This is a genomic window from Streptomyces sp. NPDC002265 (genome assembly GCF_040296125.1).
Taxonomy (GTDB): Bacteria; Actinomycetota; Actinomycetes; order Streptomycetales; family Streptomycetaceae; genus Streptomyces.
The window spans coordinates 1-16,759 of the sequence record NZ_JBEOWS010000216.1; the positions used below are offsets into that span (position 1 = coordinate 1).

General features: G+C 70.7%; 15 protein-coding genes and 1 tRNA gene. 12 read left to right on the forward strand and 4 right to left on the reverse strand.

From position 1 onward, the window contains the following. Positions 1-389 precede the first annotated feature (389 nt). The 5 genes from desA (at position 390) to ABT085_RS30380 (ending at position 6,406) form a co-directional block, all read left to right on the forward strand. The gene (gene desA / locus ABT085_RS30360; protein ID WP_351614899.1) at positions 390-1,832 is read left to right on the forward strand and encodes a lysine decarboxylase DesA; all 1,443 of its coding nucleotides are present in this window, start codon (positions 390-392) and stop codon (positions 1,830-1,832) included. Then, positions 1,816-3,099 carry a lysine N(6)-hydroxylase/L-ornithine N(5)-oxygenase family protein gene (locus tag ABT085_RS30365; protein WP_351614902.1) on the forward strand — a complete coding sequence of 428 codons (1,284 nt, stop codon included), beginning with the start codon at positions 1,816-1,818 and terminating at the stop codon, positions 3,097-3,099. The genes desA and ABT085_RS30365 overlap by 17 nt, the downstream gene beginning before the upstream one ends. Next, entirely contained in the window at positions 3,096-3,644 is a 549-nt protein-coding gene (locus tag ABT085_RS30370) for a GNAT family N-acetyltransferase (RefSeq protein ID WP_351614904.1), read from the forward strand. The genes ABT085_RS30365 and ABT085_RS30370 overlap by 4 nt, the downstream gene beginning before the upstream one ends. Next, the gene (locus ABT085_RS30375; RefSeq protein WP_351614907.1) at positions 3,641-5,410 is read left to right on the forward strand and encodes an IucA/IucC family protein; all 1,770 of its coding nucleotides are present in this window, start codon (positions 3,641-3,643) and stop codon (positions 5,408-5,410) included. The genes ABT085_RS30370 and ABT085_RS30375 overlap by 4 nt, the downstream gene beginning before the upstream one ends. Positions 5,411-5,518: 108 nt before the next feature. After that, entirely contained in the window at positions 5,519-6,406 is an 888-nt protein-coding gene (locus ABT085_RS30380; RefSeq protein WP_351614909.1) for a DUF4429 domain-containing protein, read from the forward strand. 21 nt (positions 6,407-6,427) lie between these two features. On the opposite strand, the gene ABT085_RS30385 is transcribed toward ABT085_RS30380, so the two are convergent. Beyond that, positions 6,428-7,993: a purple acid phosphatase family protein gene (locus tag ABT085_RS30385; protein ID WP_351614912.1), complete on the reverse strand. Its 1,566-nt coding sequence runs from the start codon at positions 7,991-7,993 to the stop codon at positions 6,428-6,430. 165 nt (positions 7,994-8,158) lie between these two features. Between ABT085_RS30385 and ABT085_RS30390 the strand changes: the two genes are divergently transcribed. Together ABT085_RS30390 and glmS are read left to right on the forward strand one after the other, a co-directional pair. After that, on the forward strand, positions 8,159-8,416 hold the full coding sequence (locus ABT085_RS30390; RefSeq protein WP_351614915.1) for a hypothetical protein: 258 nt from the start codon (positions 8,159-8,161) through the stop codon (positions 8,414-8,416). Positions 8,417-8,429: 13 nt separating this feature from the next. Beyond that, positions 8,430-10,247, forward strand: coding sequence for a glutamine--fructose-6-phosphate transaminase (isomerizing) (gene glmS / locus ABT085_RS30395; RefSeq protein WP_351614918.1), 1,818 nt, complete (start codon positions 8,430-8,432; stop codon positions 10,245-10,247). Positions 10,248-10,353: 106 nt separating this feature from the next. Here glmS and ABT085_RS30400 read toward each other — a convergent pair whose 3' ends face one another. Next, the gene (locus ABT085_RS30400; protein WP_351614921.1) at positions 10,354-10,920 is read right to left on the reverse strand and encodes a GPR1/FUN34/YaaH family transporter; all 567 of its coding nucleotides are present in this window, start codon (positions 10,918-10,920) and stop codon (positions 10,354-10,356) included. 150 nt (positions 10,921-11,070) lie between these two features. Then, positions 11,071-11,598, reverse strand: coding sequence for a universal stress protein (locus tag ABT085_RS30405; protein ID WP_152894508.1), 528 nt, complete (start codon positions 11,596-11,598; stop codon positions 11,071-11,073). 304 nt (positions 11,599-11,902) lie between these two features. Between ABT085_RS30405 and ABT085_RS30410 the strand changes: the two genes are divergently transcribed. The 5 genes from ABT085_RS30410 to ABT085_RS30430 all read left to right on the forward strand — a co-directional run bounded on the left by ABT085_RS30410 (position 11,903) and on the right by ABT085_RS30430 (position 15,530). After that, positions 11,903-12,244, forward strand: coding sequence for a hypothetical protein (locus ABT085_RS30410; RefSeq protein WP_351614924.1), 342 nt, complete (start codon positions 11,903-11,905; stop codon positions 12,242-12,244). A 376-nt stretch (positions 12,245-12,620) separates the two neighbouring features. Beyond that, positions 12,621-13,853: a helix-turn-helix domain-containing protein gene (locus ABT085_RS30415; protein WP_351614927.1), complete on the forward strand. Its 1,233-nt coding sequence runs from the start codon at positions 12,621-12,623 to the stop codon at positions 13,851-13,853. A gap of 239 nt (positions 13,854-14,092) precedes the next feature. After that, positions 14,093-14,701: an oligoribonuclease gene (gene orn, locus ABT085_RS30420; RefSeq protein ID WP_351614929.1), complete on the forward strand. Its 609-nt coding sequence runs from the start codon at positions 14,093-14,095 to the stop codon at positions 14,699-14,701. 110 nt (positions 14,702-14,811) lie between these two features. Further along, positions 14,812-14,884, forward strand: a tRNA-His gene (locus ABT085_RS30425). 115 nt (positions 14,885-14,999) lie between these two features. Next, a complete protein-coding gene (locus tag ABT085_RS30430; RefSeq protein ID WP_351614934.1) occupies positions 15,000-15,530 on the forward strand; it encodes a GNAT family N-acetyltransferase in 531 nt (176 codons plus the stop codon). A 25-nt stretch (positions 15,531-15,555) separates the two neighbouring features. On the opposite strand, the gene ABT085_RS30435 is transcribed toward ABT085_RS30430, so the two are convergent. After that, on the reverse strand, positions 15,556-16,611 hold the full coding sequence (locus ABT085_RS30435) for a LacI family DNA-binding transcriptional regulator (protein ID WP_351614931.1): 1,056 nt from the start codon (positions 16,609-16,611) through the stop codon (positions 15,556-15,558). Positions 16,612-16,759 lie beyond the last annotated feature (148 nt).

A 16,759-nucleotide genomic window follows, 5' to 3' on the forward strand; every position in this document is an offset into this window, starting at 1 on the left:
ACCGCGGCGCGCCCAGGCGCGCCCCCCCGCCCCCGCCCGGGCGGGCCCGGTGGCGGCCACCCCGACCAACAGGGCCCGGTGGCCGCCACCCCGACCAACAGGACCCGGTGGCCACCACCCCGACCAACAGGACCCGGTGGCCGCCACCCCGACCAACAGGACCCGGTGGCCACCACCCCGACCAACAGGACCCGGTGGCCACCACCCCGACCAACAGGACCCGGCGGCACGGCAGATGGGGCCCCCGGGTCCAAGTGATCGCGGTCACGGAGGAGTCGGCGTTTCCGTCTCGTTAATTAGGTTAGGCTTACCTAAGTTGAAGCCGGGATCCCGCCGCCTTCTCCCCCTTCTCGTCCCGCACGGACTCTCCCCATCCGGAGGACCCCCACATGCGCTCGCACCTGCTCAATGACCTCACCGCGGAGGACTACCGTCGCTCCGTGACCGAAGGAGTCGAGCGGGTGGCGGCCAAACTCGCCACCACCGAACGGCCGTTCACCGGCGTCACCGCGGACATCCTCGCCCCCCGCATCGAGCAGATCGACCTCGACCGGCCGCTGCACGACACCACGGCCGCCCTGGACGAACTCGAAGAGGTCTACCTGCGCGACGCCGTCTACTTCCACCACCCCCGCTACCTCGCTCACCTCAACTGCCCGGTCGTCATCCCGGCCGTGCTCGGCGAGGCGGTCCTGTCCGCCGTCAACTCCTCGCTGGACACCTGGGACCAGTCGGCCGGCGGCACCCTGATCGAACGCAGGCTCATCGACTGGACGGCCGCCCGGATCGGCCTCGGCCCGTCCGCCGACGGGGTGTTCACCTCCGGTGGCACCCAGTCCAACCTCCAGGCGCTGCTGCTGGCCCGCGAGGAGGCCAAGACCGACAGCCTCGACCGGCTGCGCGTCTTCGCATCCGAGGCCAGCCACTTCAGCGTCAGGAAATCCGCGAAACTGCTCGGCCTGAGCGCTGACGCGGTGGTGAGCATCCCCGTCGACCACGACCGGCGGATGCAGACCGTCGCCCTCGCCCACGAGCTGGAGCGCTGCCGCAGGGACGGTCTCGTCCCCATGGCCGTCGTCGCCACCGGCGGCACCACCGACTTCGGCTCCATCGACCCGCTGCCCGAGATCGCCGAGCTGTGCCGGCAGTACGGCGTGTGGATGCACGTCGACGCCGCCTACGGCTGCGGTCTGCTCGCCTCGGTGAAGTACCGGGACCGCATCGACGGCATCGAGCGCGCCGACTCGGTCACCGTCGACTACCACAAGTCCTTCTTCCAGCCGGTGAGTTCCTCCGCCGTCCTGGTCCGCGACGCCGCCACCCTGCGGCACGCCACCTACCACGCGGACTACCTCAACCCGCGCCGCATGGTGGAGGAGCGCATCCCCAACCAGGTGGACAAGTCCCTCCAGACCACCCGCCGCTTCGACGCGCTCAAGCTGTGGATGACGCTGCGCGTGATGGGCGCCGACGGCATCGGCTCGCTCTTCGACGAGGTCTGCGACCTCGCGGACGAGGGCTGGCGGCTGCTGGCCGCCGACCCGCGCTTCGACGTGGTGGTCCGGCCGTCCCTGTCCACCCTGGTCTTCCGCTACATCCCGGCCGCCGTCACCGACCCGGCCGAGATCGACCGCGCCAACCTCTACGCCCGCAAGGCCCTGTTCGCCTCCGGCGACGCCGTCGTCGCGGGCACCAAGGTGGGCGGACGCCACTATCTGAAGTTCACCCTGCTCAACCCCGAGACCACCGCGGACGACATCGCCGCCGTCCTCGACCTGATCGCCGGCCACGCCGAGCAGTACCTGGGAGAATCCGTTGACCGCGCTTCCTGAGTCCCGAGAGAAGACCTACGACTTCGTGGGGATCGGGCTCGGCCCCTTCAACCTCGGCCTGGCCTGCCTCACCGAACCGATCGCCGGACTCGACGGCGTCTTCCTGGAGACGAAGCCCGACTTCGAGTGGCACGCGGGGATGTTCCTCGACGGCGCCCACCTCCAGACGCCGTTCATGTCGGACCTGGTCACCCTCGCCGACCCGACCTCCCCGTACTCCTTCCTGAACTACCTCAAGGAGCGCGGCCGGCTCTACTCGTTCTACATCCGCGAGAACTTCTACCCGCTGCGGGTCGAGTACGACGACTACTGCCGCTGGGCCGCCGGCAAGCTGAGCAGCATCCGCTTCGGCACGACCGTCCGGACGGTGACGTACGAGGACGCGGACGCGACCTACGTCGTGACGACCACCGCGGGCGACACCTACCGCGCCCGCCACCTGGTCCTGGGCACCGGCACCTCGCCGCACCTGCCCGAGGCCTGCCGGGACCTGGGCGGCGACTTCATCCACAACTCCCGCTACCTGGAGCACAAGGCGCAGTTGCAGCGCAAGGAGTCGATCACCCTGGTCGGCAGCGGCCAGTCCGCCGCCGAGATCTACCAGGACCTCCTCGCCGAGATCGACGTGCACGGCTACCGGCTGAACTGGGTCACCCGCTCGCCGCGCTTCTTCCCGCTGGAGTACACCAAGCTCACGCTGGAGATGACCTCCCCGGAGTACGTCGACTACTTCCGCGAGCTGCCCGAGGACACCCGCTACCGGCTCACCGCCGAGCAGAAAGGCCTGTTCAAGGGCATCGACGGCGACCTGATCGACGAGATCTTCGATCTGCTGTACCAGAAGAACCTCGCCGGCCCGGTCCCCACCCGGCTGCTCACCAACTCGGCCCTGACCGGCGCCCGGTACGACGACGGCACGTACACCCTGACACTGCGCCAGGAGGAGCAGGGCAAGGACTACGAGCTGAGCAGCCAGGGCCTGATCCTGGCCACCGGCTACGCGTACACCGAGCCGGAGTTCCTCGCCCCGGTCCGCGACCGGCTGCGCTACGACGGGCACGGCAACTTCGACGTGGCCCGCAACTACGCGATCGACGTGACGGGCCGGGGCGTCTTCCTCCAGAACGGCGCCGTCCACACGCACAGCATCACCTCGCCCGACCTGGGCATGGGCCCGTACCGCAACGCCTACATCATCCGGGAGCTGCTCGGCACCGAGTACTACCCGGTCGAGAAGAAGATCGCGTTCCAGGAGTTCGCCATATGACCGCCCCCCGCACCGGCATCGGGACGTTCACCGTCCGCCCGCTCGACCCGCTGAAGGACGCCGAGCTGCTGCACGGCTGGGTCACCCATCCCAAGGCGGCCTTCTGGATGATGCAGGACGCGAAGCTGGAGGACGTCGAGCGGGCGTACATGGAGATGGCGGCGGACGAGCACCATCACGCGCTGCTGGGCCTGCACGACGGCGTACCAGCCTTCCTGATGGAGCGCTACGACCCCGCCCACCGCGAGCTGGTCGGCCTGTACGAGCCGCTCCCCGGTGACGTCGGCATGCACTTCCTCGTAGCCCCGACGGACACGCCCGTGCACGGCTTCACCCGCGCGGTGATCACCGCCGTGATGGCGCACCTCTTCGCGGACCCGGCGACCGCCCGGGTCGTGGTGGAGCCCGACGTCGGCAACAGGGCCGTGCACGCCCTCAACGAGGCGGTCGGCTTTGAACCCGACCGTGAGATCGAGAAGCCGGAGAAGACGGCGCTGCTGAGCTTCTGCACGCGCGCGCAGTTCGAGAAGGCGGTGGCCGCGTGACCCTCGCCGACTCCGTGGCCCACCTGTCCCCCGAGCGCTGGGAGCAGGCCAACCGGCTGCTGGTCCGCAAGGCGCTCGCCGAGTTCGCGCACGAGCGGCTGATCAGCCCCGAGCCGGACGGCGAGGGGTACGCCGTGCACAGCGACGACGGCCAGACCGTCTACCGGTTCACCGCCGTCCGCCGCGCGCTGGATCACTGGCAGGTGGACGCCGACTCCCTCACCCGTCACCGTGACGGCGTCGAACTTCCCCTGGCCGCGCTGGACTTCTTCATCGAGCTGAAGAAGTCGCTGGGGCTGAGCGACGAGATCCTGCCGGTGTACCTGGAGGAGATCTCCTCCACCCTCTCCGGCACCTGCTACAAGCTCACCAAGCCGCAGATCCCCTCGGCCGAGCTGGCCGGCGCCGGCTTCCAGGCGATCGAGACCGGCATGACCGAGGGCCACCCCTGCTTCGTCGCCAACAACGGGCGGCTCGGCTTCGGCGTCCACGAGTACCTGTCGTACGCGCCCGAGACGGCGAGCCCGGTACGGCTGGTGTGGCTGGCCGCGCACCGCTCGCGGGCCGCGTTCACGGCAGGCGTGGGCATCGAGTACGAGTCGTTCGTACGGCAGGAGCTGGGCGAGGAGACCGTCGACCGCTTCCACGCCCGGCTGACCGGCCTGGGACTCGACCCGGCCGACTACCTCTTCATCCCCGTCCACCCCTGGCAGTGGTGGAACAAGCTCACCGTGACCTTCGCCGCCGAGGTCGCCCGCCGGCACCTGGTCTGCCTGGGCGAGGGCGACGACGAGTACCTCGCCCAGCAGTCCATCCGGACCTTCTTCAACTCCTCCCACCCCGGGAAGCACTATGTGAAGACGGCGCTGTCCGTCATCAACATGGGGTTCATGCGGGGCCTGTCGGCCGCATACATGGAGGCCACCCCCGCGATCAACGACTGGCTCGCGCAGCTCGTCGCCACCGACCCGGTGCTGCGGTCGAGCGGCCTGTCGATCATCCGCGAGCGGGCCGCCGTGGGCTACCGGCACCTGGAGTACGAGGCGGCCACGGACCGCTACTCGCCCTACCGCAAGATGCTGGCCGCGCTGTGGCGCGAGAGCCCGGTGCCGTCGCTGGCGGAGGGCGAGTCGCTGGCGACCATGGCCAGTCTCGTCCACGTCGACCACGAGGGCGCCTCGATCGCGGCCGCGCTGATCGAGCGGTCGGGGCTGGCGCCGGCCGAGTGGCTGCGCCGCTATCTGCGGGCCTACTACACCCCGCTGCTGCACAGCTTCTACGCCTACGACCTGGTGTACATGCCGCACGGCGAGAACGTCATCCTGGTCCTGAAGGACGGGGTGGTGCAGCGCGCGATCTACAAGGACATCGCCGAGGAGATCGTCGTCATGGACCCGGACGCGGTGCTGCCGCCCGAGGTGCGGCGCATCCGTGCGGAGGTGCCCGAGGACATGAAGCTGCTGTCGATCTTCACCGACGTCTTCGACTGCTTCTTCCGCTTCCTCGCCGCGAACCTCGCCGGCGAGGGGGTCCTGGCGGAGGACGAGTTCTGGGGCACGGTCGCCGAGGTCACCCACGAGTACCAGGAGGCGAACCCCGAACTGGCCGACAGGTTCCGCCAGTACGACATGTTCGCCCCCGAGTTCGCCCTGTCCTGCCTCAACCGCCTCCAGCTGCGCGACAACCGGCAGATGGTGGACCTGGCGGACCCGTCCGGCGCCCTCCAGCTGGCCGGCACCCTGGCGAACCCCCTCGCGGGCCGGTAGGCCCCGCCCACGGACGGGCACCCCGCGGTACGGTCCCGCGGGGTGCCCGTCGCTTCGCGGCGGAGAATCCCCGGGGCCGGCGAACTGCCGTGATGAAACAATTGCCGTATGGCGGAGATCATCCAGAAGGACGGCACCTGGGTCTTCGACGGGGGCGCCGTCCGGCTGACCCCCGGACGGGACAAGAGCGTCGGCGTACTGCGCCGGACGCTGGGTGAACTCGTCGTGCCACTGGCGGCGTTGGCCGGGGTGTCCTTCGAGCAGGGCCGTAAGGCGGGGCGGCTCAGGCTGCGGCTGCGCGAGGGCGCCGACCCCCTGTTGCACGCCACCGGCGGGCGGCTCGGCGAACCGCACGACCCCTACCAGTTGCTGGTGGAGCCCGAACGCCACGGCGTCGCCGAGTACTTCACCGACGAGGTGCGCAACGCGCTGCTGCTGGACGAGGTCGGCTCCGGCCCGGTGGACCGGTTCCTGCTGCCCGGCCCGTCCGTACCGCTGTCGGTGTCCGCCGGGGACGGCACGGCGAGCTTCGACGGGGAGCGGGTGCGTCTGGAGTGGAACTGGAAGACGGAGGACGCCAAGGCCGCGGCCGGCGCCCGTACCCTCGCCGTCGGCGACATCACGGGCGTCGAGTGGCACCCGGCCGTCGGCCTGGAGAACGGTTCGCTGCGCTTCGCCGTGCGGGGGGCGGCGACCAAGGCCCCGCCGAAGTACGACCCGAACTCCGTGGAGCTGTGGGGCTTCAAGCGGGACCCGCTGATGGCACTGGTCGCGGCGGCTGTGCAGGCCCGGCTGCCGCATCCGGCCGCGCCCCCTGCCGGGGACGTACGGCCGTCCGGGCCCCTGGTGCCCCGGCAGCTCGTGCCCGCCCCCGCCGAGGACGGGCACGACGCGCTGCTGCGGCGGCTGCGTGAGCTCGGCGAGCTGCACCGCACGGGGGTGCTGACGGACGAGGAGTTCACGGCGGCCAAGCAGGCGATCCTCGGACGGATGTGAGGACCGCCCGCCCGGTCCGGCCTACTTCGCCCTGCGGGCCACCGTGAAGTGGTCGATGCGCTCGCCGGTCTCGGCGATGCCCTGGACCTTCAGGGTGGTGTAGCGGCCCTTCGACGCGGGGGTGACGTCCACGCGCAGGAAGGAGTAGTTCAGGTAGCGCACCCGCGACCAGGTGACGGTCTCGTCGACCTTGCCGTCCTTGGTGTTGATGAAGGAGGCCACGGAGTCGACCTCGTTCTGGTGGCCCTCGTAGGAGTCGGGGGCGGTGAAGGCGTACAGGCTGCGGCCCGCGGCGCCCGCCGTGACGTAGACGGTGCCCTCGCTGTCCGAGTAGGCGGTCTCGCCGATCGGCAGCTTCTTGACGACCTGGTCGCCCTTGATGACGTCGGTGCGCTCGTACTGGTGGTTGTGGCCGTTGATGACCAGGTCGACCTGGTACTTGTCGAACAGCGGCACCCACTCCTGGCGCACGCCCCCCTCCGAGGCGTGCGCGGTGGAGGTGCAGTACGCGCAGTGGTGGAAGAACACGATGACGAAGTCGATGTTCTTCGAGGCGCGGAACTTCTTCAGCTGCGCCTCGAACCACTTGGTCTGGGTGCCGCCGGAGATGCCGAGGTTGGCCGGGATCTCGAAGGAGACGTCGTTGGGGTCCAGCGAGATGATCGCGGTGTTGCCGTAGACGAAGGAGTAGACGCCCGGGAGGTTCTTGGCGTCCGGGCCGTTGTCCGGGAGGGTCCAGCGGGCTTCCTCGCCGCCGTAGCCGTTGGGCGAGTACCAGGCCTCCATGTCGTGGTTGCCGTACGAGACCATCCACGGGATCTGCTTGGCGACCGACTCGGTCTGGTACAGGAACTGGTCCCAGGTGCGCGAGTCGAACCCGGTGTCGGAGGTCTTGCCCTGGCCGGCCGGATCGCCGTAGGCGATGTCGCCGGCGTGCAGGTGGAAGGCCGGGTTCTGGCCGAGGATCAGGCTGTCGTTGGCCAGCGCGTGGTAGCTGACGCCCTGGTCGCCGAAGGCGGTGAAGGTGAACGGCTGCTTGCAGTCGGGCGCGGTGGTGAAGGTGCCCAGGGTGCCGGCCAGGTGCGCCGCGGCCGGGTCGAAGCCCTGGTGGCCGACGCCGTAGTAGTACGTGCGGCCCGGGCGCAGGTGGGTGAGCTTGGCGTGCAGGTAGTACTGGGTGTGGTCGCCGCTCGCGCCGACACCGGCCGGGGTGTAGAGGGTGCGGACCTCGGCCTCGATCTTGCGGGAGAGGTCCCAGGGGTGGGCGCCGATCCGGATGAACGGCTTCTTCACCGCGACCGGGACCTGCCACGAGACCGTCATCTCGGTGCCCGGGTCGTTGCCGTAGGCCAGGTGACGGCCGAAGGGAGCCACGAGGGCGCCGTCGACCGTCTCGGCCGCGGGCGCGGTGGACTGGGTGGGCACGGCGGCCTGGGCGGTGGCCCCCGGCACGAACGCGCCACCGACGACGGCGCCCACGGTGACCGCGCCGCCTCTCATCATCGTGCGCCTGGAGAATCTTGCGCGCAGGTATTCATGCTGTTCGGCCATGCTCATGCGATCGGCCAGCTGCTCGGGTACGCCCATGCGAGGAATGTCCATGGCGTCTGAAACTCGTCTCCCAAGGCTACGGACCGCAAGATTCAGGATGGACAGTCGGCGAACAGCACCTCATAAGAGATTCAACACAGCCCTGCCCGAAATCGGGCAGGATTGTTGCGGATCTACTGTCCGTAGCCCAGGATCTACCGGGTGCACGACGAACTCGTTGATCACCTGACGCGGTCCACGCCTCTGAACCGGGGCGAGGCCCTGCGGGTGATCCAGGACGTGCTCGCCTACTTCGACGAGACGACCGAGGACTACGTCCGTCGCCGCCATCGCGAGCTCCAGGCCCAGGGCCTGGTGAACGCGACGATCTTCGAACGGATCGAGGCGGACCTGAAATACCGGGCGGTGTCGCCGCCGGAGCTCTCGCTCCGACAGCTGCGCCGCATGGTCTACGGCTGAGGAATACCTATATATGTGCGGAATTGTCGGATACATCGGTCGGCGTGACGTCGCTCCCCTCCTGCTGGAGGGCCTCCAGCGCCTGGAGTACCGCGGCTACGACTCCGCGGGCATCGTCGTCACCTCGCCGAAGACGCCGGGTCTGAGGCTGGTCAAGGCCAAGGGCCGGGTCCGCGACCTGGAGGCCAAGGTCCCGGCGCGCTTCAAGGGCACCACGGGCATCGCCCACACCCGCTGGGCCACCCACGGCGCCCCGTCCGACGTCAACGCGCACCCGCACATGTCGGCCGACAACAAGGTCGCGGTCGTCCACAACGGCATCATCGACAACGCCTCCGACCTGCGCAAGAAGCTCGAGGCCGACGGGGTCGAGTTCCTCTCCGAGACCGACACCGAGGTGCTCACCCACCTCATCGCGCGCTCCCAGCACGAGAAGCTGGAGGACAAGGTCCGCGAGGCGCTGCGGGTGGTCGAGGGCACCTACGGCATCGCCGTGATGCACGCCGACTTCAACGACCGCATCGTGGTGGCCCGCAACGGCTCCCCGGTCGTCCTCGGCATCGGCGAGAAGGAGATGTTCGTCGCCTCGGACATCGCCGCCCTGGTCGCCCACACCCGGCAGATAGTCACGCTGGACGACGGCGAGATGGCCACCCTCAAGGCCGACGACTTCCGGACGTACACCACCGAGGGCACCCGCACCACCGCCGAGCCGACGATCGTGGAGTGGGAGGCCGCGTCGTACGACATGGGCGGCCACGACACGTACATGCACAAGGAGATCTTCGAGCAGGCCGACGCCGTGGACCGCGTGCTGCGCGGCCGCATCGACGACCGGTTCTCCACCGTGCACCTCGGCGGCCTGAACCTGGACGCCCGCGAGGCGCGCCAGATCCGCCGCGTGAAGATCCTCGGCTGCGGCACCTCCTACCACGCGGGCATGATCGGCGCCCAGATGATCGAGGAGCTGGCCCGTATCCCCGCGGACGCCGAGCCGGCCTCCGAGTTCCGCTACCGCAACGCCGTCGTCGACCCCGACACGCTGTACATCGCCGTCTCGCAGTCCGGTGAGACGTACGACGTGCTGGCGGCCGTCCAGGAGCTCAAGCGCAAGGGCGCGCGGGTGCTGGGCGTGGTCAACGTGGTGGGCTCGGCGATCGCCCGCGAGGCGGACGGCGGCGTGTACGTGCACGCGGGCCCCGAGGTCTGCGTGGTCTCCACCAAGTGCTTCACCAACACCACGGTCGCCTTCGCGCTGCTCGCGCTGCACCTGGGCCGCACCCGCGACCTGTCGGTGCGCGACGGCAAGCGGATCATCGAGGGTCTGCGCAAGCTGCCCGGGCAGATCACCGAGATCCTGGAGCAGGAGGCGGAGATCCAGAAGCTGGCCGCGGAGTACGCCGAGGCCCGCTCGATGCTCTTCATCGGCCGCGTCCGGGGCTACCCGGTGGCCCGTGAGGCCTCGCTGAAGCTCAAGGAGGTCTCCTACATCCACGCGGAGGCCTACCCGGCCTCCGAGCTCAAGCACGGTCCGCTGGCGCTGATCGAGCCCGCTCTGCCGACGGTCGCGATCGTCCCGGACGACGACCTGCTGGAGAAGAACCGCGCGGCCCTGGAGGAGATCAAGGCCCGCAGCGGCCGGATCCTCGCGGTCGCGCACCGGGAGCAGGAGAAGGCCGACCAGACCATCGTCGTGCCGAAGAACGAGGACGAGCTGGACCCGATCCTGATGGGCATCCCGCTGCAGCTGCTCGCGTACCACACGGCCAAGGCCCTGGGCCGGGACATCGACAAGCCGCGCAACCTCGCCAAGTCGGTGACGGTGGAGTAGGACTCCCCCCTCGCGCAGTGACGTGAACGACCCCCTGTGAGCCACCGGCACAGGGGGTCGTTCCTTCAGGGGCCGGGGCCGCCCGGTACCCCGGCCCGCGCCTGTCTCAGCCGGTGGCCGTCACCCCCCGGCCGGCGGCGCGTCCGGGAAGTGCCGTGGGCCAGTGGGCCAGGGCCGCGGTCGCCGCGTACCAGGCCACCGCTCCGGCGGCGACGGCGAACCAGCCGCCGGCCTTGGTCAGGCTGCCGCTGTCCGAGAAGGCGGCGATGGCCAGCAGCAGGAGCGAGACGAAGAACAGCCCGTAGGTGCCCTGGCCGAGCTGGTCGCCGCCCGCCAGGGTGAGGCTGAGCGCCACCGAGGCGAACAGCAGCAGGAAGAGTCCCGCGGCGTTGGCGGAGGCCTGGGTGCCCGCCGAGACGGCCCAGGTGAACCACAGTGCGCCGAGGACGGTGTAGGCGGTGCCGTTCGCCGTGTCGCGGTCGCGCAGGGCGAGCAGCCCGGCGAGGAACAGGGCGACACCGCCGACGTAGTGGGCAAGGGTCACGGCGTCCGCCGCCGTCACGCCGTCGATCAGGTCCGTGTATCCGAGCCCGAACGCCAACAGGGTGATTCCCAGGGCGAGTCGGCCGAAGATCGTGGTGGTGGTTCTTCCCGCAGAGACGTCGTTGTCCACGGCGGGCTCCCTTCATGCATGTGCGTTGCGCGGTGAGCGATATATGCCCTTCACAAGGGCACAAACACTTGCTACGCGCGAGTAGATTCGCGCCGCGCATCAAGGGAGTTGAGCCGGGCCGCCGGGCATCTCGCCCGCGGACGCGGGGAGTTACGGAATGACGATGACGGGCCGCTTGGCCCGCTTGGCGAGCCGCCCGGCGACCGAGCCGAAGATCCGGCCCACGATGCCGTGCGTGGAGCCGACGACGATCGCGTCGGCCTCGTACTCCCGCCCCACCTCTTCGAGTTCGTGGCAGATGTCGCCGCCGCGCTCGACCAGGATCCAGGGCACCTCCGCGAGGTACTCCGCGCAGGCGAGTTCAAGACCGAGCACCTCGGTGCGGTGGTCCGGCACGTCCACGAAGACCGGCGGTTCGCAGCCGGCCCACACCGTGGTGGGCAGCCGGTTGGCGACATGGACGATGATCAGGCCCGACCGGGAGCGGTGGGCCATGCCGATGGCGTACGCGAGGGCCCGCTCACTGGACGTGGAGCCGTCGAAGCCGACGACCACACCGTGCTTGAAAGCGGGGTCGCACGCGTGGCGTTGCTCTTCCGCCGCGAGGGGCTCGGCCGCCGTGGGGTCGGCGACGGGCCGCTTGCGGTCCGCGGGTTCGAAGAATTCGTGACCGGCCATGACTGTCTCGGCGTTCAGATCCTCGTGGGTGGGGACGACGGTGTGGGACAAGAGGTGTGTCCGGGAATCATCTTCCCAACCCCATACCCCAAGGGTACGGCGGCACTCCTCCTTCGCCCAGATCCCGTGCACGCTCCGTGCAGGTTCCCCGGAGCATGCACGAGGGGGCGCCCGGGACGCAACGGTTGCTGCCCCGTACAGGCGGTTCGCACAGGATTCAACAGGATTCACTTGACCGGCGCTGGTGACCGAGCGAGCGGGCGGGCGTTGAACCCGCGTGACCGACCGCCACAGGGAGCACGCCATGCCCTCACCCCGCACCGGCTCCGAGGCCGGGCGCGCCGCCCCGCCGGCCCCGGACACGGCGACCGACGTGGTCCGCTGGGCCGCGTTCAGCTGCGTGCTGGTCCCGGTGGTGCTGCTCTGGTACGGCTCCTCGCTCGCCGGTGCCGCCGGTACGGCGTTCGGCCTCGCGGCCGTCACGGCCGCCTGCCGGGTCCTGCTGCGCAGGTCCGAACGCGGCGCGGCCCTGCTGCGGGCCGAGGCGGGCGCCCCGTCCGGCGCGGCTCGCGGAGGGCGTCACGGGGTCGGAACGGGGGCGCGGGGAGGCGGACGCCGTCCGGGCGGAAGTACACCGGTCGGCTGACCGGTTTTTATGCACGCGAGCGGTTGTTTTCAGCCAACTTCTCGCCCCTGTCCATTCCTTGCCCCGAACACCCCCCACCCCCCGTTCGACCTGCACCGATAGGGCCTCGGGGACCCCGCGCACCCTACGGGGATTGGCCACTGCCACGAGGCGCACTTCCCTGCACGCCCCACGAGTGCAACGCTTCGTGATCGAATGCTTCACGCCAAGTTGCCATGTCGACAATGTGCCCAGTGGTGAACTGGTCACGACGGCAGCACGCGACACAGTAGATTCGATCTTGACTGTTACGGCGGGGGACTCGTGCAGGACCGAGGGGAAACGTGCAGGAGCGACACAACCGAGGAGCCGCGACCACCGAGGGGGGCTTAGCAGTATGAGCCACGACTCCGCTGCCGCGCCGGAAGCCGCGGCCCGGAAGCTTTCCGGGCGACGCCGCAAGGAGATCGTTGCGGTGCTGCTGTTCAGCGGCGGCCCCATCTTCGAGAGTTCCATACCGTTGTCGGTGTTCGGGATCGACCGCCAGGACGCCGGCGTGCCACGCTACCGACTGCTGGTGTGCGCAGGCGAGGACGGCCCACTGCGGACCACAGGGGGCCTGGAACTCACCGCACCACACGGCCTGGAGGCGATCTCCCGGGCAGGCACGGTCGTCGTGCCGGCCTGGCGTTCGATCACCTCGCCGCCACCGGAGGAGGCGCTCGACGCACTGCGCCGGGCGCACGAGGAAGGCGCCCGCATCGTCGGGCTGTGCACCGGCGCCTTCGTCCTGGCGGCCGCGGGCCTGCTGGACGGACGACCGGCCACCACGCACTGGATGTACGCGCCGACGCTGGCCAAGCGCTATCCGTCGGTACACGTGGATCCGCGTGAACTCTTCGTCGACGACGGCGACGTGCTGACGTCGGCGGGCACCGCGGCCGGGATCGATCTCTGTCTGCACATCGTGCGGACGGACCACGGCAACGAGGCGGCCGGTGCGCTGGCCCGCCGGCTGGTGGTCCCGCCGCGCCGCAGTGGCGGTCAGGAGCGCTATCTCGATCGGTCTTTACCGGAGGAGATCGGCGCCGACCCGCTGGCCGAGGTCGTCGCCTGGGCGCTGGAGCACCTCCACGAGCAGTTCGACGTGGAGACCCTCGCGGCGCGCGCGTACATGAGCCGGCGCACCTTCGACCGCCGGTTCCGTTCGCTCACCGGAAGCGCTCCGCTTCAGTGGCTGATCACCCAGCGCGTGCTCCAGGCGCAGCGCCTGCTGGAGACGTCGGACTACTCGGTGGACGAGGTCGCGGGCCGCTGCGGCTTCCGCTCGCCGGTGGCGCTGCGGGGGCACTTCCGGCGTCAGCTGGGCTCGTCGCCTGCCGCCTACCGGGCCGCCTACCGGGCCCGGCGTCCGCAGAGCGAACGGCAGCTGGAGAGCGACGGCCCGCCGGCCCCGGTCCCGGCGGGTCCGCCGCTCGCGCTGCACCCGGAGGGCGGGCCGGTCCCGCCGCAGACCCGCCGTACACCGGCGGCGGCGCTGGCCGCCTCGGCGTCCGGCGCCGGGGACGGCGGCCGGGAGGCGTACCTGTCTGGCCGGGCCAGCCTGCCCGGCCAGCGCAGCGCGACGTGACGGCGTACGGAAGCGACGTACCTGACGGCGCAGGGGACGACGTCCTCGCGGCGTACGTGACGATGTGACGTACGGCATGAATGGGGCGGTCGGGGCCGGATCTTCCGGGCCCGGCCGCCCCTTCGCCGTCCCCTCCCCCGCTGCCGCCGTCTGCGCCGCCCCTGCCGCCGCGAGGTCCGTGCCACAAGCTCGCCGCACGACCGGTTCGGCCCACGGCGGCGCGCCGTAAGGTTAGACACATGAACGATCGCATGGTGTGGATCGACTGCGAGATGACCGGCCTCTCGCTGTCCGACGACGCTCTCATCGAGGTGGCCGCCCTCGTCACCGACTCCGAGCTCAACGTGCTCGGCGACGGTGTGGACATCGTCATCCGTCCGCCGGACTCCGCCCTGGAGACGATGCCGGAGGTGGTGCGCCAGATGCACACCGCGTCGGGTCTGCTCGACGAGCTGGCCGGCGGCACGACGCTGGCGGACGCCGAGGCGCAGGTCCTGGCGTACGTACGCGAGCACGTCAAGGAACCCGGCAAGGCCCCGCTGTGCGGCAACTCGGTCGGCACCGACCGCGGCTTCCTGCTCCGCGACATGCCCGCCCTGGAGAGCCACCTCCACTACCGGATCGTCGACGTCAGCTCGGTGAAGGAGCTGGCCCGGCGCTGGTACCCGCGGGCCTACTTCAACAGCCCCGAGAAGAACGGCAACCACCGCGCTCTCGCCGACATCCGCGAGTCCATCGCGGAACTCCGGTACTACCGCGAGGCCGTCTTCGTCCCCCAGCCCGGCCCCGACTCGGACACCGCGAAGGCGATCGCGGCCAAGCACGTCCTGCCTGCTCAGCAGGCGTAGAAGAGGCTCGGGAAGCGCCGCCGCAAAAGGTGTGCGCGAGCACCCCTCAAGACCCTGTACACTTTTTCTCGGCCGGTAGGGGAAACCGAAAAGTCAACCACCGGCCCATGGTGGGTGTAGCTCAGTTGGTAGAGCACCTGGTTGTGGTCCAGGTGGCCGCGGGTTCGAGTCCCGTCACTCACCCTGATGGTTCAGCGGGTGATCTCCTCAGGGAGGTCACCCGCTGACGCGTTTCCGGAAGGCTCACCTCACCGTGCACACCGATCCCCTGGGCGCCGGTCCCCCGCGCGCCGAACTCCTGCGCACACAAGCCCTGCGCAGCGTCCGGCTCGATCTCGTCCCGCTGCGCGTCGAGCACGCCGAGGACATGGCCGGCGTACTGTCCGATCCGGCCCTGCACACCTTCATCGGCGGCTCGCCCGCCACCGCCCAGGCCCTGCGCTCCCGCTACGCACGCCTGGTCGCCGGCTCCCCCGACCCGTCCGTCACCTGGTGCAACTGGGTGCTGCTGCGGCGCCGGGACCGGTGCCTGGTCGGCACCGTCCAGGCCACCGTGACCGGCGGGAGCCTCGCCGAGATCGCCTGGGTCGTGGGCACACCCTGGCAGGGGCGCGGCTACGCCTCCGAGGCCGCGCAGACCCTCGTGACCGCCCTGCGCGCACGCTCCGTCCGTACGGTCGTCGCCCACATCCACCCGGACCACCTGGCCTCCGCCGCCGTCGCCGCGGCGGCCGGGCTCTCCCCCACCGACGAGGAGCAGGACGGCGAGATCCGCTGGCGGCTGTCCCTGACGCCGGGCCCCGGCGCCGTCGGCCCGCCGCGCGGCTGACCGTGCGGGAAGGGCCCGCCCCGGGTCACGAGGACGCCCGGGCCACCAGCTCCGTCGCCAGCACCACCTGACGCCGTTCCAGGCCCCGGGAGGCCGAGGGACGACGGTCGGCGATCTCGTTGAGCAGCAGGTCGATCATGGCGCGGCCCATCTCCTGGATGGGCTGGCGGACACTGGTCAGCGGCGGTTCCATGTGCCGGGCGATGGCCGAGTCGTCGTACCCGACGAGGGCCACGTCCTCCGGGATGCGGCGGCCCGCCTCACGCAGCGCCTGGCGGGCACCGGCCGCCGTCACGTCGGAGGCGGCGAAGACCGCGTCCAGGTCCGGGCGGCGGGCGAGGAGCTTCGCCATCGCCCTGCTGCCGCCCTCCTCGGTGAAGTCGCCCGCCTCGATCAGGCCCTCGTCCGGCGCGTGGCCCGCGTCGCGCAGGGCGTCGCGGTAGCCGTCGGCACGCCGCTGGGCGCCGTACACGTCGAGCCGGCCGGTGATGTGCGCGACACGGCCGCGCCCCCGGGACAGCAGATGCTCCACGGCCGAGCGGGCGCCGCCGTAGTTGTCGGAGTCGACCGAGGTGAGCGTCTCCGCCGCCGAGCGCGGGCCGCTGATCACCGCCGGGATCTCCAGCTGGGCCAGCAGGTCGGGCAGCGGGTCGTCGGCGTGCACGGACACCAGCAGGACACCGTCCACCCGGTGCGCCGCCAGGTACTCGGCGAGCCGGCGCCGCTCCCGGTCGCTGCCCGCGAAGATCAGCAGCAGCTGCATCTCGGTGTCCGACAGCTCGGCCCCGACACCGCGCAGCATGTCCGAGAAGTACGGCTCGGCGAAGAACCGGGTCTCCGGCTCGGGAACGACCAGCGCGATGGCGTCCGTACGGTTGGCGGCGAGGGCGCGGGCCGCGGTGTTCGGGACGTACCCGAGCTCCGCGACGGCCGCCTCCACGGCGGCACGGGTCGCGTCACTGACCCGGGGCGAACCGTTGATCACCCGGGAGACCGTGCCGCGGCCGACACCGGCGCGTGCGGCGACCTCTTCGAGGGTCGGCCGCCCGCCGCTCCGGTTCCGAGCTCCGTGGCCTGCCATGCGCTCCGCCCTCCCGTAGTACCCCGTACCCCACGTTGGCCTGGAATCTAACAGTCCCGCCCGGGACGACGGCCGGGCCCTGCGGGCGCGGGGCCACGCAGGGCCCGGCCGCCCACCCGCCGGGAACCCCCGACCGGCCCACCACTTG